General features: G+C 68.9%; 19 protein-coding genes and 1 riboswitch. Of the genes, 9 read left to right on the top strand and 10 right to left on the bottom strand.

Annotated elements, in window-relative coordinates; genetic code table 11:
• Positions 1–6: 6 nt before the first annotated feature.
• Positions 7–972: a mitochondrial fission ELM1 family protein gene (locus tag AC2EWF_RS06735; protein WP_483638596.1), complete on the bottom strand. Its 966-nt coding sequence runs from the start codon at positions 970–972 to the stop codon at positions 7–9.
• A 236-nt stretch (positions 973–1,208) separates the two neighbouring features.
• On the opposite strand from AC2EWF_RS06735, the gene AC2EWF_RS06730 reads away from it, so the two are divergent.
• Entirely contained in the window at positions 1,209–1,793 is a 585-nt protein-coding gene (locus AC2EWF_RS06730; protein ID WP_483638595.1) for a YceI family protein, read from the top strand.
• A gap of 71 nt (positions 1,794–1,864) precedes the next feature.
• On the opposite strand, the gene AC2EWF_RS06725 is transcribed toward AC2EWF_RS06730, so the two are convergent.
• Positions 1,865–3,127 (bottom strand): Yip1 family protein, encoded by a 1,263-nt coding sequence (locus AC2EWF_RS06725; RefSeq protein ID WP_483638594.1) that lies wholly within the window; start codon positions 3,125–3,127, stop codon positions 1,865–1,867.
• A 181-nt stretch (positions 3,128–3,308) separates the two neighbouring features.
• Between AC2EWF_RS06725 and AC2EWF_RS06720 the strand changes: the two genes are divergently transcribed.
• The 4 genes from AC2EWF_RS06720 to AC2EWF_RS06705 all read left to right on the top strand — a co-directional run bounded on the left by AC2EWF_RS06720 (position 3,309) and on the right by AC2EWF_RS06705 (position 6,862).
• Entirely contained in the window at positions 3,309–3,515 is a 207-nt protein-coding gene (locus AC2EWF_RS06720) for a zinc-finger domain-containing protein (RefSeq protein ID WP_367855626.1), read from the top strand.
• Between the two features lie 94 nt (positions 3,516–3,609).
• Positions 3,610–4,737, top strand: coding sequence for a glycosyltransferase (locus AC2EWF_RS06715; RefSeq protein ID WP_483639119.1), 1,128 nt, complete (start codon positions 3,610–3,612; stop codon positions 4,735–4,737).
• A gap of 53 nt (positions 4,738–4,790) precedes the next feature.
• The gene (locus AC2EWF_RS06710; protein WP_483638593.1) at positions 4,791–6,113 is read left to right on the top strand and encodes an O-antigen ligase family protein; all 1,323 of its coding nucleotides are present in this window, start codon (positions 4,791–4,793) and stop codon (positions 6,111–6,113) included.
• Positions 6,110–6,862 carry a glycosyltransferase family 2 protein gene (locus tag AC2EWF_RS06705; RefSeq protein WP_483638592.1) on the top strand — a complete coding sequence of 251 codons (753 nt, stop codon included), beginning with the start codon at positions 6,110–6,112 and terminating at the stop codon, positions 6,860–6,862. Before AC2EWF_RS06710 ends, AC2EWF_RS06705 begins: the two co-directional genes overlap by 4 nt.
• A gap of 72 nt (positions 6,863–6,934) precedes the next feature.
• Here AC2EWF_RS06705 and AC2EWF_RS06700 read toward each other — a convergent pair whose 3' ends face one another.
• The 3 genes from AC2EWF_RS06700 to lpxL are packed head-to-tail and all read right to left on the bottom strand — an operon-like array spanning position 6,935 to position 9,687.
• The gene (locus AC2EWF_RS06700; protein ID WP_483638591.1) at positions 6,935–8,017 is read right to left on the bottom strand and encodes a glycosyltransferase family 4 protein; all 1,083 of its coding nucleotides are present in this window, start codon (positions 8,015–8,017) and stop codon (positions 6,935–6,937) included.
• Positions 8,014–8,733, bottom strand: coding sequence for a polysaccharide deacetylase family protein (locus tag AC2EWF_RS06695; RefSeq protein WP_483638590.1), 720 nt, complete (start codon positions 8,731–8,733; stop codon positions 8,014–8,016). The genes AC2EWF_RS06700 and AC2EWF_RS06695 overlap by 4 nt, the downstream gene beginning before the upstream one ends.
• Positions 8,734–8,751: 18 nt before the next feature.
• Complete coding sequence (gene lpxL / locus AC2EWF_RS06690) at positions 8,752–9,687, bottom strand: LpxL/LpxP family Kdo(2)-lipid IV(A) lauroyl/palmitoleoyl acyltransferase (protein WP_483638589.1); 936 nt, start codon at positions 9,685–9,687, stop codon at positions 8,752–8,754.
• Positions 9,688–9,744: 57 nt separating this feature from the next.
• Between lpxL and waaA the strand changes: the two genes are divergently transcribed.
• On the top strand, positions 9,745–11,019 hold the full coding sequence (gene waaA, locus AC2EWF_RS06685; RefSeq protein ID WP_483638588.1) for a lipid IV(A) 3-deoxy-D-manno-octulosonic acid transferase: 1,275 nt from the start codon (positions 9,745–9,747) through the stop codon (positions 11,017–11,019).
• Positions 11,020–11,092: 73 nt separating this feature from the next.
• Here the strand turns inward: waaA and AC2EWF_RS06680 are convergent, their stop codons facing one another.
• Both AC2EWF_RS06680 and AC2EWF_RS06675 read right to left on the bottom strand, forming a co-directional pair.
• Entirely contained in the window at positions 11,093–12,442 is a 1,350-nt protein-coding gene (locus AC2EWF_RS06680) for a TolC family outer membrane protein (protein WP_483638587.1), read from the bottom strand.
• A gap of 41 nt (positions 12,443–12,483) precedes the next feature.
• Positions 12,484–13,143 (bottom strand): protein-L-isoaspartate O-methyltransferase family protein, encoded by a 660-nt coding sequence (locus AC2EWF_RS06675; protein ID WP_483638586.1) that lies wholly within the window; start codon positions 13,141–13,143, stop codon positions 12,484–12,486.
• A 239-nt stretch (positions 13,144–13,382) separates the two neighbouring features.
• Here AC2EWF_RS06675 and AC2EWF_RS06670 point away from each other — a divergent pair, with 239 nt between their 5' ends.
• From AC2EWF_RS06670 to AC2EWF_RS06660, 3 genes are all read left to right on the top strand, one after another.
• Positions 13,383–14,033: a TetR/AcrR family transcriptional regulator gene (locus tag AC2EWF_RS06670; protein ID WP_483638585.1), complete on the top strand. Its 651-nt coding sequence runs from the start codon at positions 13,383–13,385 to the stop codon at positions 14,031–14,033.
• 66 nt (positions 14,034–14,099) lie between these two features.
• Positions 14,100–14,196, top strand: a riboswitch (TPP riboswitch).
• Between the two features lie 112 nt (positions 14,197–14,308).
• Positions 14,309–16,186: a phosphomethylpyrimidine synthase ThiC gene (gene thiC / locus AC2EWF_RS06665; protein WP_483638584.1), complete on the top strand. Its 1,878-nt coding sequence runs from the start codon at positions 14,309–14,311 to the stop codon at positions 16,184–16,186.
• Between the two features lie 116 nt (positions 16,187–16,302).
• A complete protein-coding gene (locus AC2EWF_RS06660) occupies positions 16,303–16,920 on the top strand; it encodes a ferritin-like domain-containing protein (protein ID WP_483638583.1) in 618 nt (205 codons plus the stop codon).
• A 54-nt stretch (positions 16,921–16,974) separates the two neighbouring features.
• Here AC2EWF_RS06660 and AC2EWF_RS06655 read toward each other — a convergent pair whose 3' ends face one another.
• Genes AC2EWF_RS06655 through AC2EWF_RS06645 form a run of 3 tightly spaced genes read right to left on the bottom strand, consistent with a single transcriptional unit; the run spans position 16,975 to position 20,276 of the window.
• Entirely contained in the window at positions 16,975–17,991 is a 1,017-nt protein-coding gene (locus tag AC2EWF_RS06655; RefSeq protein ID WP_483638582.1) for a zinc-binding alcohol dehydrogenase family protein, read from the bottom strand.
• On the bottom strand, positions 17,988–19,052 hold the full coding sequence (locus AC2EWF_RS06650) for an aldo/keto reductase (protein WP_483638581.1): 1,065 nt from the start codon (positions 19,050–19,052) through the stop codon (positions 17,988–17,990). The genes AC2EWF_RS06655 and AC2EWF_RS06650 overlap by 4 nt, the downstream gene beginning before the upstream one ends.
• 27 nt (positions 19,053–19,079) lie before the next feature.
• On the bottom strand, positions 19,080–20,276 hold the full coding sequence (locus AC2EWF_RS06645) for an MFS transporter (RefSeq protein WP_483638580.1): 1,197 nt from the start codon (positions 20,274–20,276) through the stop codon (positions 19,080–19,082).
• Positions 20,277–20,328: the final 52 nt, after the last annotated feature.

Below are 20,328 nucleotides of genomic sequence, written 5' to 3'. Positions count from 1 at the left end.
GCGGGATCAGCGCAGGCCCATGCGCCTTTGCAGCTCCGCCGCGATCGCGGCGGTCTCGCGCAGGGGCGACTGGCGCGCGGGAGCCTCGCCGTCCAGCCCGTGCAGCAGGCCGCGTTCGCGCAGGGCCTGGTGGAAGCGCGCTAGCTTGTCCGGCAGCGGCGCGGCGACGTGGGTATGCACGGCGCAGCCTACGGCGCAGGCCTCGCTGAGCATGTTCACCGAGTCGGGCGTGACCACCAGGCGGTCGGCCCAGCCCAGCACGCCCGGGTAGGGGTTGCCGCCATCGTCGGGGCCGGACCAGACGAGTCCCGGCACGCCGGCCAGCACGTCGCGGAATATCGCCAGCGTCGCCGGCGGCGTGCGCCGCGAGGCCAGCACCAGCAGGCTGCCGCCCTCGTGCGCGTGCCGGGCCAGCAGCTGCCTGGCCAGCGCAAGCGCGTAGTCCGCATCCAGCCCCAGCTGCTTGCGCGGGCCGCCCAGCAGCACGCCCACGCGCGGTTGCGGCAGTTCCTCGAAGGCGGGACAGGCATCGCGGCCATCGGCCAGCCAGTCGTCGTCCACCGGGTTCAGCGAACCCAGCGGGACGAGCACGTTGGGTGCGGCGAGCCGGTCGTGGCGCGGTGCGATCACCGTGTCCCAGTGTGCCGGATCGATGCGCGGATCGAGGATCTGCACGCTGTGGCACCGCCCGTGCGAAAGCCGGTGCAGCATGCGGGTGAACAGCGCGGCGGCGCGGCCGCAGCCGATCGCCAGTTGCGGCCACGGCGCCGCGAACTGGTCGCGCTGATCCGCGGGCAGGGCCAGGCGACCGCCCAGCGTGAGGCGGGGGGCGAGCCACGACCACGGTGCGCGCGGCTCCAGCACCAGGTGGCGCACCGGCAGCCCCATGCGTTCGGCCAACGCCAGCGCCTGTCGCTGGTTGCCTGCGGAGGCATCGGTGACGGCCCAGCACTCGGCCCTTACGCCGGACATGGCAGATGGCATCGGCGGATTGTTTCCCGTGCGTACACGCTGCGTTGCTCCAGCTCGCGTTTATGGGGTGGCGGCGTGTAGATACACTGACGGCCGGCACTGTTCCCGTCCAGCCGACGGCCCGGAGAATACCCGCGGTCGACCGTTGTTCCGAGGCATCGCCTGGCCGTCGGTAGTTTTTTCTTCCCGTAGCGGCCGTCACCCGGCCGATCACCCACCCATTGCGGAGAACCTCCATGCGCGTGTTTCGTTACCTCCTGATCGCGGGCCTGCTCGGCGCCGCGGCCACCGTTCAGGCCAGCCCGGTCACCTACAAGCTGGACCCGAGCCACACCATGGTGCTGTTCACCTGGAACCACTTCGGCTACTCCAACCCCACCGCCGACCTGGGCCTGGGCGATGGCACGCTGGTGTTCGACTCGCAGGACCCGGCGAAATCCTCGGTGGACGTGACGCTGCCGCTGAGCAAGCTCGACACCCACGTGCCGGCGCTGGACAAGCATCTCAAGGAAGCCGATTTCTTCGATGCCGCCAAGTACCCGGTGGTGACCTTCAAGAGCACCGGCGTCGAGCCGCTCGGCGACAACCACTACAAGGTGACGGGCAACCTCACCGTGCACGGCGTGACCCGGCCGGTGACGCTGGACGCCACACTGAACAAGATCGGTCCGCATCCGATGACCAAGGCGCAGGCGATCGGCTTCGATGCCACCGCCACGCTGAAGCGCTCGGACTTCGGCGTGGGCGCCTACGTGCCGATGGTGAGCGACGAGATCAAGATCCACATCACCACCGAAGGCGCGGTGCCCAAGGCGAAGTAAGCCGGTACGCGCGCAAACGAAAAGCCCGCGCCGGCGACGGCGCGGGCTTTTTTGTTGTCGACGCCGGTGGCTCAGTTCGCCTTCACGCCGGCGTCCTTCAGCGCCGCCAGCTTGTCCAGGTCGACACTGGCCACCGCCTGTTTCAGCTGGTCGATGCTGTCGACATTGCCGCTTGCCTTCACCGAGAAGCGCTGGCCCACCAGTACGCCGTACTCGCCGTACTTCGACTGGGTGTCCCACTGCTCGTGGACCAGGTTGCCGTTGGCGCTGTACGTCTTCTCGTAGCCGTGCTCGGTCTGCTTTTCTTCTTCCGGCGCCATCGCGGTGGCGAGCGACACCAGGCCCTTGGCGCCGCCGGTGTCGGAGACCTCGAGCCGGATGTGGCGGCCGTTGTCGCCCGCGTACTCGGCGTCGGCCTCGGAAACCTGCATGCCCATCGCCGCATTGCGCTGGGCCGACAGGCTGGTGCGCTTGAGGTCGCCCAGGCTGTCGGGCAGGAAAGCCTTGATCTGCTCGGGCGGCAGCGCCTCGACGTTGCCGCCGCCGGCCATCGCCCCCATCATCTTGCCCATCGCGGCCGACTGCGCCGCGCTGTCGCCGGACTTCTGCGCCGCATCCATTTCCTTGCCGGCCTGCTCGGCGCGCTGGCCCATCGCGGCGAGCTTGCCCAGTGCGCTGTTGCTGTCGAGGCTGACGTTGCCGCCATCGCTGCTGCCGAGATGCATGCCGTTCATCGCGGCGCCGCCCAGCATGGCTGTGCCGACCACGCCGGCGATGATCAGGCCGATGATCCAACTCAGCACGATCGCGATGATCACGCTCACCGCGGTGTAGCCGCCGGCCTTTTCCGGCGGGCACTTCATGGTGGGCGGCAGGCCGAGGTACAGCAGGTAGATCGCGTAGATCGCGCCGACCAGCGCGATCAGCCAGCCGATCCACGGCAGGATCACCGCGATGCCGGCAATCCAGCTGGCGGTCCAGGAGTAGGCCACCGCCTTCAGTGCCTGGGTCATGTCCTTCTGTCCGCCGAAACTCGGTGCCAGCGCGTTGACGATCAGCGCCATCACGTAGATCAGCACCAGCGACAGCAGATAGGCCAGCACCAGGCTCGCGATGCCGCCGCTGAACGAACTGCGCACGGTCATGCCGAAGGCGCTGTAGCCGATCAGGCTGCTCTTGATGAAGTGGGCGATCGCCGGCAGTGCGGCGACGACGACGATGTAGCCGGTGTACAGGCCGCTGACCGAGGTCGGCTCAGCGGCCACGACGGGCCATTCGGTCTTCGGTGTGGTGAGGATGGCCTTGATCCGCGCGATGATCTTTGCGAAATCCATGATCGTTCCCCCGCGTGCGTGTGGTCGGCCTTGCCGGACACGAGCCGGCCGGCCGTGAGTCCCGCGGCGCCGGATGGCGCGCCGCCCCGTTTGCTTCCCCTGGCTCCCCTGCGTACCGCGCCGGCAGGATAGCGCAGCCTGCTACCATTGGCGGCCTCGCATCCCGTCCGGAGCCCTCCCCATGTCTGCCTCTGCCGCAGCCGTCGCGCCGATCCCGGCGAATGCCGAAAATCGTTACGAAGTGACGCGCGCCGACCTGCCGCTGTCCTGCCCGATGCCCGGAATGGCATTGTGGAACTCGCACCCGAAGGTGTATCTGCCGATCGTCGACGACGGCGGCGAGTCGGTTTGTCCTTATTGCGGAGCACGTTACGTCCTGCGCGACTGATCCGGGGCGTCGTTCAGGATGACCGCGGCATTGTTCTTGCTTGGATTTCAGGATGAAACTCGTGCACCAGGATGCAGGCCCGCAGGCGGGAACCATGTCCGGCAGTGTCGACACCGCACCGCGACTGACCGTCGTCCAGCTGATCCCCGCGCTGCAGTCCGGCGGTGCGGAGCGTTCCGCGCTGGAAGTCGCCCGTGCCCTGGTGCAGGCGGGCCATCGTTCGGTGGTGATCTCCGCCGGCGGCCGCCTGGTGGACCAGCTGGTGGCCGAGGGCAGCGAGCACATCACGCTGGACATCGGTCGCAAGTCGCTGGGGACCCTGTTGCGGGTCGGCATGCTGCGCCGGCAGTTGCGTGAGCTTGGGCCCGACATCGTGCACGCGCGCTCGCGCCTGCCGGCCTGGCTGGGCTGGTGGGCGCTGAAGGGGCTCAAACCGCAACCGCATTTCATCACCACGGTGCACGGGCTGAACACGCCCGGCCGCTACAGCGCGATCCTGCTGCGCGGCGAACGGGTGATCGTGGTTTCGCAGACCCTGCGCGACTACGTGCTCGGCCACTACGATTGGTTGGAGCCGGGGCGGGTGCGGGTGATCCCGCGCGGCATCGACCCCGAGGCGTTCCCCTACGGCCATCGCCCGGACGAGGGGTGGAAGCGGGCGTTCTTCGCCGAATACCCCGCGTTGGCCGGTGCGCCACTGCTGACCCTGCCAGGGCGCGGCACCCGGTTGAAGGGACATCATGACGCGATCGAACTGCTCGCCGAGCTGAAGCGCCGCGACATCGACGCGCGGCTGTTGCTGCTCGGGGTGATCGAAGCCGGTCGCGAGGCCTACGTGGAAGAGTTGCGCAGGCTAATCCGCGCACGCGGCGTGGAAGCGCAGGTGGCGCTGACTCCGCCGCGCCAGGACGTGCGGGACGTCTACGCGGTCTCCAGCCTGATCCTGCAGCTGTCGAACAAGCCCGAGTCCTTCGGCCGCACCGTGATCGAGGCGCTGTCGCTTTGCCGGCCGGTGCTCGGCTACGCGCACGGCGGCGTGGGCGAGCTCCTGGCCGAACTGTACCCCGCCGGCCGCGTGCCGCCAGGCGATCGCGAGCGGCTGGTCGAGCGCGCGGCCGAACTGCTGCGCGTGGCGCCGCCGATCCCGATGCTGCAGTCCTACCGGCTGGCCGACATGCAGCAGGCCACGCTGACGCTGTACGGGGAAGTGGTCGCGGGCTGAGCGCCCGCTTTCCTCCCTCTACAATGCGGGATCGTCGTCGCCACGGCTCCCGCATGACTTCCGCGATCGATTCACTCAAGACCGCCTTGCGTTGGCCGCTGCTGCCCTTCTGGCTGGTGATCCTGCTGCTGCCTTTCGGCCGCAGCAGCGAGTTCGGCACCTTCCTCTGCCTGGTCGGGGCGATCCTGCTCGTCGTGCGCGGGCCGCGCGACTGGCGCGGGCAACCCGGCGTGCGGCTGTTGCTGTGGCTGCTGGCGGCCTACATCGGCGCGGCGCTGGTCTCGGCCATTGATTCGCTGGCGCCCGGCAAGAGCTGGGGCACGGTGGCCGCGCTGCTGCGCTACCTGCCGCTGGGCCTGTATGCCTGCCTCGCGATCCGCGGCGAGCGCCGCCTGCGGGCCTTGTACGTGGCGGTGGCCTGCGTGCTGGGGTGGTGGGTGCTGGATGCATGGACGCAGGCGTTCACCGGCTGGAGCCTCGGTGGACATGCGGAGGCCGAACGCATCTCCGGCATCTTCGGCGCGACGAACCTCAAGCTCGGCCCGACGTTGGCGGTGCTGTCGCCATTCGCGCTGTGGACGGCCCGGCGGCGCTGGGGGCGCACGGGGCTGGCCATCGCCTTCCTGCTGCTGCTGGGGCCGGTGCTGCTTGCGGGATCGCGTGCGGCGTGGCTGTGCTACGGACTGGTGGCACTGGCCTTCGCCTGGCGCGAGGCGCGTTCCTGGCGCCGCTTCGCGCTGTACTGCGGGCTCGGCGCGCTGGTATTGGCGCTGGCCGGCGGCCTTGCGTGGCGCACGTCCTCCCGCTTCGAGGCGCGCATGCAGCGCACGCTGGACGTGCTGCACGGTACGCACCGCGGGCTGGACGAGGCGCTGACTGGGAGGCTGGAGATCTGGCACGACAGCCTGAAGATGATCGCCGCTCACCCGTGGAACGGGGTGGGCGTACGCGCGTTCCGCTACGCCTATCCACAGTTCGCGCCGGCGAACGATCACTTCGTGGTGGCCGAGTCCTGTGGCCAGGGCGAGGGCGCCTGCCACGCGCACCAGATCGTGCTGGAGATCCTCACCGAGACCGGCGGCGTCGGCCTCGCGCTGTGGCTGGCCGGTGTGGCGGTGGCGTGGCGCGCATGGCGGCGCGTGGGTCCGGCGGCGCGCGAACGCGCGTTCCCCGCCACGCTGGCGCTGGGCGTGATGCTGTTCCCGCTGAACACGCATCTGGCCTTCTATTCGGCCTGGTGGGGGCTGCTGTTCGCATGGCTGCTGGGGCTGTGGTGCGCCAGCCTGTTTGTGCGGGCATCCCTGCCGGCAGTGCAAAGCCCGGCCTCCGTGCCGGACTCCTCAACGAAGCCCTTGCCCCCGGGATGTGCACGATGAAGCGTGAGATGCTGTCGGTGGTGGTGATCACCCTAAACAACGCGGGCACGCTGGATGCCTGCCTTGCTGGCGTGGACTGGGCCGACGAGATCGTGGTGCTGGATTCGGGCTCCACCGACGACACGCTGGCGATCGCGCGGCGTCACGGCGCGCGCGTGGCCATGCACCCGTTCGACGAGTTCGGCCCGCAGAAGCAGCGTGCGATCGACATGGCCAGCCACGACTGGATCCTCAACCTCGATGCGGACGAGGTGCTCTCGCCGGCCAGCCGCGCGGTGATCGAGCGCGCATTGATGCAGCCGAAATACGCGGGCTTCCGCCTGCCGCGCCGCGAGCGCATGTTCTGGGCCGTGCAGCATTCGTGGAGCTGGCGCAATGCGCACCTGCGCCTGTACGACCGTCGCCGGGGCCGCATGAACGACGTGGAAGTCCATTCGGCGATGGAAGTGGACGGCCCCGTGAAGACGCTGTGGCGCGCCGACTTCATCAATGACAGCGACCCCGACATCGCCAGCCGCATCGATCGCATCAATCGCTACAGCAGCGCGCTGGTGGCGCACAAGCTGCGCCGCCGGCAGCGGTTCACCGGGCTGCGCATGGTGGTCTACCCGCCGGTGTTCTTCCTGCGCCAGTACCTGTTCAAGCGCTACTTCCTCAACGGCTGGGCGGGCTTCATCGCCAGCGTGGTCGGCGCCAACTACGTGTTCCTGAAATACGCCAAGCTGCACGAGGCGCGGCGGCGACATTGAAGGGCGCGGCCATGGAAGGCCGCCTGTCTGGTTTTCGCGATCACGGACGATCGCAAGGCACCGACGGCTGGATCAGCGACTTGCCTCATCGAGCTGGCGCACGAACTCCGCGGCGATCACCGGCGTGCTGAAGTGCCGCTCGACGAAATCACGCGCGGCGTCCGCCATCGGCAGGCGCGTGGCGTCGTCGCACAGCGCGAGGATGGCATCGCGCCAGGCGTCGACATCGCCCGGGGGCAGCAGCAGGCCGGTGACGCCCGGCTGCAAGGTTTCGGGAATGCCGCCGACATTGCTGACCAGCACCGGCACGTTGCAGGCCTGCGCTTCCGCCGAGACCCGGCCGAACGTCTCCGGTTCGAGCGATGGGAGGGCCAGCATGGACAAGGCGTTGTAGTACGAGTGCGCATCGTCGACCCAGCCGAGCACCTGGTGACGGTGGGCCAGCGGCAGCGTGTTGATCCGCTCCTGCAGCTGTTGCGTGTCGGCGCCGTCGCCCAGCCAAAGGCAGTGCAGGCGCGGCTCGCGTGCCATGGCCGCATTCGCCGCCTCGAGCAGGGTGAAGATGCCTTTCCAGGTAAGCATGCGCCCGATGTAGCCGAGCACGATCGCGTTCTCCTCCAGCCCCAGCACGTGCAGCAGCGCCGCGCGCTGTATCCGGTCAGGGCGGTATGAGCCGGTATCCACCGGGTTGTACAGCACCTGCACGCGTTGCGCGGGCATGCCGCGCTCGATGTAGTCGCGGCGGGCATACCCGGACACCGCGAAGAAGCGTTGCGCGAGACGCGGCACCAGCCGCGCGGAATATCCCTTCATCGGCTTGATGCGGTGGCGGAACAGTGCGACCGGAATGCGCAGCAGGCGGCCGAGCAGGATCAGTGGCCAGTACTCCTTGCCGAAATCGCCCACCAGCCAGTCTGGCTTGAGTCGCCGCGCCGCTGCGATCACCACGCGATACCCGCGCGGGTCGAACACGTTGCGGAAGCGGCCAGCGTGCAGGCGTACCGCCGAGCCCGCCAGCGCCAGCGCCACCGGGGCGCCCGGATACACCACCGCTTCGACCTCGTGGCCGGCGGCCGCCAGCGCCTGGGCGAGGGTGACGAAATGGACCTCGGCGCCGCCGCGCTCGCGGGTCGTGCCGACAAGCAGGAATTTCATCCGTGCCGGTCCTCGTAGCCGGTGAGCGCGCGCCAGGTGAACTGCGGCAGGACGTGGCTGCGCGCCACCGCCACGCGCGGCAGTCGCCACAGGTCGCCGCCCGCTTGCGCGCGGCCGCGCCGGATCGTGGTCGCCGCGGCGTAGCCGGCTTCGCGCGTGGCGTCCACCACGCGCTCGTCGTGGTCGCCGTAGGGGTAGCAGAACTGCGTCACCGGGACGCCGAGCAGGTCCTCCAGCTCGGCCTTGTTGCCGGCGGTCTCGTCGCGCAACTGCGCGTTGTTGCATTGGCTGAGACGCGGATGCGTGCGCGTGTGCGCACCCACCTCCATGCCGCCGGCATGCCAGGCGCGCAACTGGTTCGCATCCATCATCGGCTTGCGCACGCCGAGCTTGGCGTCGTCCCAGTCGTTGTAGCGGCCCAGCGCACCACTCACCGCATAGCAGGTGGCGCTGAAGCCGTGGCGCTGCAGCACCGGCAGCGCGTTTTCCAGGTTGTCGGCGTAGCCGTCGTCCAGCGTGATCGCCACGACGCGGCCCTGCCGCTCGCCGCGCAGGTACGGCATCGCCTCGTCCATCGACAGGCCGGCATAGCCGAGCCGCTTCAGCAGCGCCATCTGTCGCCCGAACGAGCGCGGGTGCACGTACAGGCTGCGCCAGCGTTTCAGTTCGCGCGGTGCCGGTGCGATGTTGTGGTACATCAGGATGGGGATGGGCATGGTGACGCTGCTGTGTGTTCAGTACACCGGCGGCAGGCCGGGCGGGCGGGTCTTGAAGCGCTTGTGTACCCACAGGTATTGCTCGGGCGCCTCGCGCACCATCTGCTCGATGCAGGCATTGATGCGCGCGGTGTCGTCGCCTGCGCTGGCTCCGGGAAAGCCGTCCAGCAGTGCGCCCAGGCGCAGCGCATAGCCCCGGCCGCCGGGCAGGCGGCGATGGAAGAACGGGATCACCGCGGCGCCGGACAGCCGCGCGAGGTGGTGCGTGGCGGTAATGGTGGCGGCAGGTACGCCGAAGAACGGCACGAACACGTTGTCCTTGCTGCGCATGTCCTGGTCGGGCGCGTACCACAGCGTGCCGCCGGCGCGCAGGTATTTCACCGTGCCGCGGATGTCGTCCTTGTCGAACATCGCGTCGGCGTAGCCGAGGCGCGCGCGCAGCACCACCCACTCGAACACCGCGGAATCCATCTTGCGGTACATGCCGGCGATGCGGATGCGCCGCGAGACCAGCCGCGCGCACAGCTCCAGGTGCGAGAAGTGCCCGCCCACCAGCAGTACGCCGCGGCCCTGCGCGCGGGCGGCCTCGAGATGCTCGATGCCTTCGATCACCAGCGGCACGCGGGCGATCGCGCGCTCCGAGCCCAGCCAGCCCAGCGCGAATTCCATCAGCATCACGCCAAGATCGCGCAGATGGGCGTCGACCAGCGCAGCCTGCGCCGCGCGGTCGAGTTCGGGGAAGCACAGGGCGACATTGGTTTCCGCCACCGTCCGCCGTGCGGACGGCACGCGCTGGATCAACCAGCCCAGGGCATGGCCCAGCGCCATCAGCGCGCGATACGGCAGCCGCGCCACCGCCCGGATCACGCCCACGGCCAGCCAGGCCGGCCAGTGGCGCGGCGCGAGCAGGGCGCGCTGGAAATCGGGGAGGGGGGTGCCGGACATCGGCAGCATTGTAATGGACGTCCCCGCTTGCCCCGTATACTCGAGCGCCGATTCCGGAGCCGGCCGTTGCGTTATCTCTACACCCTCGCGATGTATCTGGTGACGCCGTTGATCGTCCTGCGGCTGGCGCTGCGCGGTTTCCGCTCGCGACCGTACTATTGGCGCTGGGCCGAGCGCTTCGGTTTTTTCAAGACGCCGCCGGAACTGCGCGGCAGCCTGTGGGTGCACGCGGTATCGGTGGGCGAGGTGAACGCGGCGGAGCCCCTGATCAAGGCGCTCCAGCGCGACTACCCCGGGGCGCCGCTGGTGGTGACGACGGTGACGCCCACCGGCACTGCACGCGTGCAGCAGCTGTTCGGCGACGGCGTGTTCCACGTCTACCTGCCCTACGACCTGCCGTATGCGGTGAATCGCTTCCTTCGGGGTGTGCGGCCGCGGCTGGCGCTGATCCTGGAAACCGAGATCTGGCCGAACCTGTTCTTCGCCTGCCGGCGCCGCGGCGTCCCGCTGATGATCGTCAACGCGCGCCTGTCCGAACGCTCGCTGCGCGGCTACCGGCCGCGGCCACTGCGCGGCATGGTGCGCGCCGCGCTGGGTTGCGTGGATCTGGTGGTTGCGCAATCCCACGCGGACGCCGCGCGCTACCGCCTGATCGGCACACCGGCCGAGCGCATCGTGGTCGGCGGCAACCTCAAGTACGACATGCCGGTGCCGCAGGAAGCGCCGGCGGCCGGCGCGCGCCTGCGCGAGCACTGGGGGTCGAGGCGGCCGGCGTGGATCGCCGCCAGCACCCACGAGGGCGAGGAACAGTCCGTGCTGGAGGCGCACCTCGCGGTGCTGAAGCGACTGCCCGACGCGCTGCTGCTGATCGCGCCGCGCCACCCCGAGCGCTTCCGGCCGGTGGAACATGCGGTGCGCAGCCTGGGTTTCGCCACGGGCACTTACAGTGCGGATGGTGCGCCCACCCCGTCGAACCAGGTGTTCGTGATCGATGCGATGGGCCAGCTGATGCCGTTCTATGCCGCGGCGGGGCTGGCCTTCGTCGGCGGCAGCCTGGTGCCGATCGGCGGCCACAACGTGCTGGAGCCGGCTGCGCTGGGCACGCCGGTGCTGGTGGGGCCGCACACCTTCAACTTCGAGGAGATCACCGCCAGCCTGATCGAGGATGGCGGCGCACTGCGCGTGCCGGACAGCGGCGCGCTGGGCGAGGCGGTGCTGCGTCTGCTGTGCGACGGCACGAGCCGCCAGGCGATGGGGCGGGCCGCGCAGCGGGTATTCGAGCGCGAGCGCGGCGCGGTAGGGCGCTTGATGCAGCTGATCGACGCACAGCTGCAGCAGTGACGTATTCCAGAAACGGCAACGGCCGGGCGTTACCCGGCCGTTGCCGTTTCCATTCCGCTGCGGGATTGCCGCCTTACTGCAGCAGGGCGTTGATGGTCTGCATGTCGCTGAGGCTGGCGGTGCCGGCGCTCTGCTTCAGCAGCAGGCGGTTCAGCACCAGCTGATGGCGCGACTGCGAGTAGCTGCTTTCCGCCTGGGTCAGGGTCTGGATCGCCAGCAGCACGTTGACCATCGTCTGCGTGCCGACCTCGAAACCTGCGCGGGTGGCGTCCAGCGCCTTCTGCGCCGACTCCACCGCGGCTTTGCTGGACTGCACCTGGCTCACTCCGGCCAGCACCGAGCGGTAGTAGTTGAGCGTGCTCGCCTTCACCTGGCGGCGCTCGATCTCCTCCGAGTCCTGCGCGGCGTCGCGCTGGTAGATCGACTGGCGCACGCGCGACTGGGTGAGGCCGCCGGAGAAGATCGGCACGTTGAGGGTGAGCCCGATGGTGGTCTGCGACGGCGTGTTGGAATGGATCGCCGCGTTCTCGTACCAGCTCGCGCTCTTGCCGTAGCTGACGTTGGCGGTGATCGTGGGCAGGTGGCCGGCGCGCGCCGCGGTGATGTTGTGCTCGGCTGCCGCCACGTTCTGCTTCTGGGCCAGCAGGTTCGGGTTGTTGATCAGCGCCTGCTTGACCCAGGCATCCGGGTCCGCCGGGTCGGGCGAATTCATCGGCAGCTCGTCGCGCAGCTTCTTCAGGTTGCCGGTGGGTTTGCCGGTGATCTGGCTCAGCGCCTCGCGATCGTTGTCTAGGGTGTTTTGCGCGGTGATCGTCGTCGCCTTGGCCGCCTCGTAATAGGACTTGGCCTGGTAGACGTCGGTGATCGCCGACAAGCCGACCTTGTAGCGCTGGTTGGACTGGTCGTACTGCTGCTTGTACGCGTCCTCGTTGGCCTTGGCGTAGGTGAGCTGGTCCTCGTCGGTGAGCACCGTGAAATAGGCGGTGGTGACGCGCACGAACAGGTTCTGCAACGCGGCCTGGTACAGCTCGTCCTGGGCGTTCGCCGAAGCGTGGGCCGCCTTCAGGTTTGCGTATTTGCTGAAGTCGAACACGGTCTGGCTGAGGTTGGCGCTGAGGCTGCGCGTACGGCTGTGGCCGAACGAGCTGGTGCTGATGAACTGGCCGGGGTTGTTCGGATCCTGGATGCGGCCGCCGCTGCCGCCGGTGGTCTGGCTCAGCGAAAGGCCAGCGCTGACCTGCGGCAGCAGCAGCGCACGCGCCTGGTCGACCCCTTCGCCGGTGGCGAGGCGGGTGGCATCGGCCTGGGCCAGCGTCGGATCGTTGGCCAGTGCCTGACGGTAGGCGTCGAGCAGGTCTTCGCCATGGCTGGGCAACGAGACGGCCGCCAGGGCCAGTGCCAGGGTGAGCAGCTTCAAACGCATGGGTTGCCTCGTGGGGAAGTCGATGTCGGTCGGTGGGGCGTTCAGAACACGAAACGCGGCGACGGCGCGGCGTGGGCAAGATAGGGCAGGTCGGTCTCGAACAGGCTTTGCTCGCGCTGGCGACCCTCGCCCTCGTGGACGATCAGCACGGCCTGCTGCGCCGGCGACTCGCCGCGGATGACCAGCAGGCGGCCACCCGGCCTCAGCCAACCGAACCAGCGCGCCGGCGTCTCCGCCACCGCGCCCGTGGCGACCACGACGTCGAACGGGCCGTCCGGCTGCCAGTCGCGCACGGCTTCGCCGGTGTGCAGCTGTGCGTTCGTCACGCCGGCGGCCTGCAGGCGCTGGCCGGCGGCCGCGGTGAAGTCGGCATGGATATCGACGCTGACGACCTCGGCCGCGAGCCCGGCGAGGCAGGCGGTGAGGAAGCCTGAACCCGTGCCGATCTCCAGCACGCGCTCGCCGGGCTGGAGGTCCAGCGCCTGCAGCACGCGGCCTTCCACTACCGGCTTCATCATCACCTCGCCGTGGCCGAGCGGCAGGCAGAGGTCGGCGAAGGCGAGCTGGCGGTGCCCGGGCGCCACGAAATCCTCGCGTCGCACGCGGCCGAGCATGTCCAGCACGCGGCCGTCCAGCACTTCCCAGGGACGTACCTGGTTTTCCACCATGTTCGTCCGCGCCTGCTCGAAGTTCATCGCCATGTCTGCCAGGTTCCGTGAGTGTCGAAAAAAGACCTGAAAGGATAAGGGCTTGGCCTTGCCTCGACAATGACTAGACTGCGGCCCCCACGCCATGCCACTAAGTGCCGGAAGTCACCGCGATGCGTTGACGTAAGTCATGTCCCGGGCGATGTCCGCGGACACTCTCCTGCCCGTCGACTGGAAATAATTGAACCAGTGCGTATAATAAAGTCCATGTACCGATTTGGGAAGGCTTAGCCATGAGCAGCATCTCGCCGGTCAGGTCACAGGGACCGGGCCGACCGAAAGACCTTGAGAAACGCGCGGCGATCCTCGCCGCGGCCAAGGCGCTGTTCATCCGCAATGCCTTCGCCGGCACCAGCATGGACGCGATCGCCGCCGAGGCGGGCGTCTCCAAGCTCACCGTTTACAGCCACTTCGGCGACAAGGACAACCTGTTCCGCGAGGTGATCCGCGCGCGCATCGAGGATCTGCTGCCGGAGAACACCTACGACCACGACGCGCAGGCCCCGATCGAGCAGACGCTGCTGCGCGTGGCGCTGATCCACGCCCGGCTCGACTGCGACCAGGAGACCGTGGGCACTTTCCGCGCCATCCTTGGCGACTGCCGCCAGGGCAACCCGCGCTTCGGCCGCCTGCTGTGGGAAGAAGGCACCTTGCGCACGCATGGCCTGATGGAACGCCTGCTGCAGCAGGCGGTTGACGCCGGCCAGCTCGCGATCGACGACGTGCCGCGCGCCTGCGTGCAGTTTTTCGCGCTGATCAAGGGCGACCTGTTCATGCGCCGCATGTTCGGCTGCGTGGACTGCGGCGAGAGCTACGCCGCCGAGATCGAGGCCACCGCCCGCGCCGGCGTGGTCACCTTCCTGCGCGCCTACGGGCCGCGCTGAGAGCACTCGACAGGTTCTGCCTGCCGCCGCACTCGCGGCACTCGCCACTTCGTGCTTGAATAGCCGCTCCAGAAGCGGGGGTGCCGGCGCAACGGTCGGCTGAGAGAGTCCCTTCGAACCTGATCCGGTTAGCACCGGTGTAGGGAGCTTCGCCGCACGGTGTCCCGTTTGCCGTGCGTCCGGCGCCGCCGCTTCGCGCGCGAGTCCCTCGCGCAAGACCGCATGCCCGTGTGCGGATTCCTCAAAAACTCCGAAGCCAAGCCGGAAACCAGCCGATGAATGCCCAGCTCTCCGATCTCGCGCGCGCCGCGCAGGAACTCTCCGAAGCCGTGACGCGGCCGATTCCAGGCTCGCGCAAGGTCCACGTGACGGGCAGCCGCGCCGACCTGCGCGTGCCGCTGCGCGAGATCGCGCAGGCCGACACGCCGGCGATGTTCGGCGTGGAGAAGAACCCCGCGATAACCGTCTATGACACTTCGGGTCCGTACACCGACCCGAACTACCGCGTTGATCTGGCCGCCGGCCTGCCTGCGTTGCGCTCGGAGTGGATCGCCGGGCGCGGCGACACCGAGGCGCTGGACGGCCGCAGCTCCGAGTTCGGCCGCCGCCACGCGCATGCGCCGGAACTGGCCGCGATCCGCTTCCCGCGCCTGCCCGTGCCACGCCGCGCGAAGGCGGGCGCCAACGTCACCCAGATGCACTACGCGCGTCGCGGCATCGTGACGCCGGAGATGGAATTCATCGCGATCCGCGAAAACCAGAGGGTCGAGGCGCTGGGCGACAGCGCGCTGCGTGTGCAGCATCCTGGCCAGTCGTTCGGCGCCGCGATCCCGCGCGTGATCACGCCGGAGTTCGTGCGCGACGAAGTGGCGCGCGGCCGCGCCATCATACCCGCGAACATCAACCACCCGGAAAGCGAGCCGATGATCATCGGCCGCAACTTCCTCACCAAGATCAACGCGAACATCGGCAATTCCGCCGTCACTTCGTCGATCGCGGAAGAGGTCGAGAAGATGGTGTGGTCGATCCGCTGGGGCGGCGACACGGTGATGGATCTTTCGACCGGCAAGCACATCCACGAGACGCGCGAGTGGATCCTGCGCAACTCGCCGGTACCGATCGGCACGGTGCCGATCTACCAGGCGCTGGAGAAGGTCGGTGGCGTGGCCGAGGAACTCACCTGGGAGCTGTTCCGCGACACCCTGGTCGAGCAGGCCGAGCAGGGCGTGGACTACTTCACCATCCACGCCGGCGTGCTGCTGCGCTTCGTGCCGCTCACCGCCAGGCGCGTCACCGGCATCGTCTCGCGCGGCGGCTCGATCATGGCGAAGTGGTGCCTCGCGCACCACAAGGAGAACTTCCTCTACACGCACTTCGAGGACATCTGCGAGATCATGAAGGCCTACGACGTGTCCTTCAGCCTCGGCGACGGCCTGCGCCCCGGTTGCGTGGCCGACGCCAACGACGCCGCGCAGTTCGGCGAGCTGGACACGCTGGGCGAGCTCACCCAGATCGCGTGGAAGCACGACGTGCAGACCATGATCGAAGGCCCCGGCCACGTGCCGATGCAGCTGATCAAGGAGAACATGGACCGCCAGCTGGAGAAGTGCGGAGAGGCGCCGTTCTACACGCTGGGGCCGCTCACCACCGACATCGCGCCCGGCTACGACCACATCACCAGCGCGATCGGCGCGGCGATGATCGGCTGGTTCGGCACCGCCATGCTCTGCTACGTCACGCCCAAGGAGCACCTCGGCCTGCCGAACAAGCAGGACGTGCGCGACGGCATCATCGCCTACAAGATCGCCGCGCACGCGGCCGACCTAGCCAAGGGCCACCCGGGCGCGCAAGTGCGCGACAACGCGCTCAGCAAGGCGCGCTTCGAGTTCCGCTGGGACGACCAGTTCAACCTCGGCCTCGACCCGGAGAAGGCCAAGGAGTTCCACGACGAGACCCTGCCCAAGGACGCGCACAAGAGCGCGCACTTCTGCTCGATGTGCGGCCCCAAGTTCTGCTCGATGAAGATCACCCAGGACGTGCGCGACTACGCCGCCGAGCACGGCACCGGCGAAGCCGAGGCGCTGGCCGAAGGCATGGCCGAGAAGGCCGCCGAGTTCCGCGCGCAGGGCGCGGAGGTGTACCGCAAGGCCTGACGCCGGCATCGTGGTTGCGCCTGTGAAGCCAGGTGAAGGTCCCTTCACCTGGCTTTTTCATGGGCCTGCATAGGCTGGAGAGCCATGCCCGCAGCAAACGACCGCAGGAGCCAGTCATGTCCAAAGCCAAGCCCTTCGTCAGCGACATTGAAGCCATCCGCAAGCGCGCGCGCCAGGACATCGACAAAGGTGCGATGACCGCGGGCTACAAGGCCGATCGCGCCACCGTGGTGAAGCTGCTCAACCACGCGCTGGCCACCGAGATCGTCTGCGTGCTGCGCTACAAGTACCACTACTACATGGCGTCGGGCATCCACTCGCAGGCGATCAAGGCGGAATTCCTGCAGCACGCGAACGAGGAGCAAGGCCATGCGGACCTGATCGCCGAGCGCATCACCCAGCTCGACGGCAAGCCGAATCTCTCGCCCGAGGGCCTGGCCACCCGCAGCCACGCCGACTACGTGGAGGGCGAGGACATCGTCGACATGATCAAGGAAGACCTGGTCGCCGAGCGCATCGCGATCGACAGCTACCGCGAGATGATCGACTACGTGGGCAGCGCCGACCCCACCACGCGCCGCGTGCTGGAAGGCATCCTCGCGATGGAGGAGGAGCACGCCGAGGACATGAACACCTTGCTGGAGCAGCTGGGCAAGAAGGGCGAGCCGGCCAGGTCCGCGCCCGCGAACGGCGACCGTGCCGCGGCGAAGAAGGGCGGGCACAAGCGCCGCTGAGTGTGCCGGGCCCAGCTCGCCGCAGCGGGCCTGCCAAGCGCCGCCCGCGCCGCCTCACCAGCCGGCCAGCACCAGCTTGCCGATGCTGGTGCCCGACTCCAGCCGGCGATGCGCCTCGCGCAGGTTGGCCGCATTGATCGGGCCCAATGCCTCGTGCTGGATACCCTTCAATTCGCCCGCATCGACCAGCGCCGCCACGCGCGCCAGGATGCGGCCCTGCTCGGCCATGTCCGGCGTTCTGAAGCGCGCACGCGCGAACATCATCTCCCAGTGGATGCCGATGCACTTGGCCTTGTACGGGTCGCCGATCTTCAGCGCGCCCTTCGGCTCCACGATCAAGCCCACGTGGCCCTGGGGCGCCAGCACTTCGCCCAGCGTGTCCCAGTAGCGATCGGTGTCGGCCAGGTTCAGCACGGCGTCGATCTGCGGAAAGCCCAGCGCGGCGAGCTGCGGCGCCAGCGGCTCGCGGTGGTTCACGACGTGCTGCGCGCCCATCGTTCGACACCAGTCCGCGGTCTCGGGACGCGAGGCGGTGGCGATCACCGTGAAACCCGCGCGCCTGGCGAGCTGGGTCGCGATCGAGCCCACGCCGCCGGCGCCGGCGATCACCAGCAGCGATCTGCCCTTGCCGCCCTGCTCGCTGTCGAACGGCATGCGCTGGAACAGCAGCTCCCACGCGGTGAGCGCCACCAGCGGCAACGCGGCGGCCTGGGCGAAGTCCAGCGTGCGCGGCATCGCCGCCGCCAGCCGCGCGTCGACGAGCTGGAACTCGGCGTTGCTTCCAGGGCGGGTGACGTCGCCGGCGTAGTACACGCGGTCGCCGGGGCGGAAACCCTGCACCTCGGCGCCTGCGGCCTCGACCGTGCCGGCGGCGTCGTAGCCCAGCACCTTCGGCTGCGCTTCCACCTGCGGCTTCGGCGAGCGCAGCTTGGTGTCGACCGGGTTCACCGACACGGCCTCCACGCGCACCAGCAGGTCGTGCGCGCCGGGTTCGGGCCTCGGCAATTCCACGTCGAGCAGCGACGCGGGGTCGTCGACAGGCAGGTAGTGGGTGAGGGCGACGGCTTTCATGGGTTCGACTCCGTGGGGGCGGGCAGGGCGGCCACCGGCGGCGGGTTGCGCTCGGCGAAAGGACCGTTCCAGTAAGGGTAGTAGGGATAGGGCGGCATGACCGCGCTGGCGGCGTCGAGCATGGCCACTTGCGCGGGTGCGAGATTCCAGCCGACGGCGCCCAGGTTGTCGACGAGCTGCCGCTCGTTGCGGGCGCCGATCAATACGCTGGACACGGTAGGGCGTTGCAGCAGCCAGTTAATGGCCACCTGCGGCACCGTGTGGCTGGTCTCCGCGGCGATGGCTTCCAGCGCATCCAGCACGCGGAACAGGCGCACTTCGTCCACGGGCGGCGCGAAGCCGGCGGTGTCGTGCAGGCGGCTGCCGGACGGCAGGGGCTGACCACGATGGATCCTGCCGGTGAGCCGACCCCAACCCAGCGGGCTCCACAGAATGGCGCCCAGGCCCTGGTCCTGGCCGACGGGCATCAGATCCCACTCGTAGTCGCGCCCGATCAGCGAGTAGTAGGCTTGGTTGGCCACGAGGCGCGTGCGTCCGTGGCGTTCGGCGGCAGCCTGCGACTTCATGATCTGCCAACCGGAAAAGTTCGACACGCCGAGGTAGCGGACCTTGCCCGCGCGCACCAGATCGTCCAGCGTGGACATCACCTCGTCCACCGGCGTCATCGCGTCGAAATGGTGCAGCTGCAGCAAGTCGATCCAGTCGGTGCCGAGCCGCTTCAGCGTCCGCTCGACGCCGGCGACCAGATGGTGGCGCGAGGCGCCCACGTCGTTCGGGCCGTCGCCCGCGCGCAAGGTCAGCTTGGTGGAAATGATCGCCTGGTCGCGGCGACCTCTCAGCGCGGTGCCGAGGATTTCCTCCGCTGCGCCGTCCGAATAGACATCCGCGCTGTCGAACAGGTTGGCACCAGCATCGAGGCAGAGATCGACCAGTCGCTTCGCCTCGGCGTTGCCGCTGCTGCCCCATGCACTGAACAGCGGCCCCTTGCCGCCAAAGGTCCCGGTGCCGAAACCCAGCGCGGGTACCTTGAAGCCGGAACGGCCGAGGAAACGGTAATCCATGACAAAGCTCCGTGATTCGCGGGAAATTCAGGCCTGCTGGCAGGCCATGCCTGCCCGGGCGGCGCGGTGGCCGCGCAACGCATACGCCGCCAGCGCGATGCCGCCGGCCGTTACCAGCGCGGCCGCCCAGGGCAGTGCGGTCAGCCCGGCGCCGTGCGCGATCACCGCGCTGCCCAGCCATGCGCCCAGCGCGTTGGCCAGGTTGAACGCGCCAATGTTGAGGCTGGAGGCCAGGCTCGGAGCGTCGCTGGCCTGGCGCAGAATCCATAACTGCAGCGGCGCTACGGTGGCGAACATCGCCACGCCCAGCAGGCCGGTGACCAGCACCATCGACCACCGCGCCTGCAGTGCGAAACCGAACGCCACCAGCACCGCGGCCAGCGCGACCAACGTGCCGATCAGTGCGCCGGACAGTCGGTGGTCGGCCAGTCGTCCGCCGAGCGGATTGCCGATCGCCATGCCCAGGCCGAACACCAGCAGCACCGGCGAGACCATCGCATCGCCGAAGCCGGTGACGCGGGTGAGCAACGGCTCGATGTAGGTGTAGACCACGAACACGCCGGCGAAGCCGAACACCGTGGTGGCCAGGCCGAGCAGCACCGGCGTGCCCGCGATCGCGCGCAGCTCCTTGTCCAGCGCCGCCGGCGCGGCTTCGCCCTGCCTGGGTGGCACCAGCACGGCCAGCGCCAGCATCGCCAGCATGCCGATTGCGGTCACCGCCCAGAACGCCGCACGCCAGCCGAAGTGCAGGCCCAGCCACGCGCAGGCCGGTACGCCGATTAGGGTGGCGAGGGCAAGACCATTGAACATCGTGGCAATCGCCGAAGCCTTGCGCCGCTCCGGTACCAGCGACGTGGCTACCACCGCGCCCACCCCGAAGAAGGTACCGTGCGCCAGCGAGGTCAGCACTCGCGCGGCCATCAGCGCGGCATAGCTTTCGGCCAGCGCGCAGGCCAGATTGCCGAGGGTGAAGACGGCCATCAAGCCCAGCAGTACCGTCTTGCGCGGCAGGCGGCGCGTCGCGATGGTGATGGCTGGTGCGCCGGCGAATACGCCGATGGCGTAGCCCGAGATCAGCAGGCCGGCGGTGGCGATGCCCACGCCGAGATCGGCGGACACCTGCTGCAGCAGGCCCATGATCACGAACTCGGTGGTGCCGATGCCGAAGGCGCCGACGGCCAGTGCGTACAAGGCGGGCGGCGTGCGTGCGGGGGCGGGATCCATGCGGATGCTCCTTGGAGGGAGTGCGCAGCCTAGGCGCTTGCACTCTCAACAA

Source organism: Rhodanobacter sp. sgz306013, assembly GCF_057031145.1.
Note: the sequence above shows the minus strand (reverse complement) of the source record. Positions and strands in the feature narration are given on the sequence as shown.

Excerpts from the sequence above, each read along its gene's own strand:
- AC2EWF_RS06735 (WP_483638596.1), bottom strand. The coding sequence starts at position 972 with ATGTCCGGCGTAAGGGCCGAGTGCTGGGCCGTCACCGATGCCTCCGCA.
- AC2EWF_RS06730 (WP_483638595.1), top strand. The coding sequence starts at position 1,209 with ATGCGCGTGTTTCGTTACCTCCTGATCGCGGGCCTGCTCGGCGCCGCG.
- AC2EWF_RS06725 (WP_483638594.1), bottom strand. The coding sequence starts at position 3,127 with ATGGATTTCGCAAAGATCATCGCGCGGATCAAGGCCATCCTCACCACA.
- AC2EWF_RS06720 (WP_367855626.1), top strand. The coding sequence starts at position 3,309 with ATGTCTGCCTCTGCCGCAGCCGTCGCGCCGATCCCGGCGAATGCCGAA.
- AC2EWF_RS06715 (WP_483639119.1), top strand. The coding sequence starts at position 3,610 with ATGTCCGGCAGTGTCGACACCGCACCGCGACTGACCGTCGTCCAGCTG.
- AC2EWF_RS06710 (WP_483638593.1), top strand. The coding sequence starts at position 4,791 with ATGACTTCCGCGATCGATTCACTCAAGACCGCCTTGCGTTGGCCGCTG.
- AC2EWF_RS06705 (WP_483638592.1), top strand. The coding sequence starts at position 6,110 with ATGAAGCGTGAGATGCTGTCGGTGGTGGTGATCACCCTAAACAACGCG.
- AC2EWF_RS06700 (WP_483638591.1), bottom strand. The coding sequence starts at position 8,017 with ATGAAATTCCTGCTTGTCGGCACGACCCGCGAGCGCGGCGGCGCCGAG.
- AC2EWF_RS06695 (WP_483638590.1), bottom strand. The coding sequence starts at position 8,733 with ATGCCCATCCCCATCCTGATGTACCACAACATCGCACCGGCACCGCGC.
- lpxL (WP_483638589.1), bottom strand. The coding sequence starts at position 9,687 with ATGCTGCCGATGTCCGGCACCCCCCTCCCCGATTTCCAGCGCGCCCTG.
- AC2EWF_RS06680 (WP_483638587.1), bottom strand. The coding sequence starts at position 12,442 with ATGCGTTTGAAGCTGCTCACCCTGGCACTGGCCCTGGCGGCCGTCTCG.
- AC2EWF_RS06675 (WP_483638586.1), bottom strand. The coding sequence starts at position 13,143 with ATGGCGATGAACTTCGAGCAGGCGCGGACGAACATGGTGGAAAACCAG.
- AC2EWF_RS06670 (WP_483638585.1), top strand. The coding sequence starts at position 13,383 with ATGAGCAGCATCTCGCCGGTCAGGTCACAGGGACCGGGCCGACCGAAA.
- thiC (WP_483638584.1), top strand. The coding sequence starts at position 14,309 with ATGAATGCCCAGCTCTCCGATCTCGCGCGCGCCGCGCAGGAACTCTCC.
- AC2EWF_RS06660 (WP_483638583.1), top strand. The coding sequence starts at position 16,303 with ATGTCCAAAGCCAAGCCCTTCGTCAGCGACATTGAAGCCATCCGCAAG.
- AC2EWF_RS06655 (WP_483638582.1), bottom strand. The coding sequence starts at position 17,991 with ATGAAAGCCGTCGCCCTCACCCACTACCTGCCTGTCGACGACCCCGCG.
- AC2EWF_RS06650 (WP_483638581.1), bottom strand. The coding sequence starts at position 19,052 with ATGGATTACCGTTTCCTCGGCCGTTCCGGCTTCAAGGTACCCGCGCTG.
- AC2EWF_RS06645 (WP_483638580.1), bottom strand. The coding sequence starts at position 20,276 with ATGGATCCCGCCCCCGCACGCACGCCGCCCGCCTTGTACGCACTGGCC.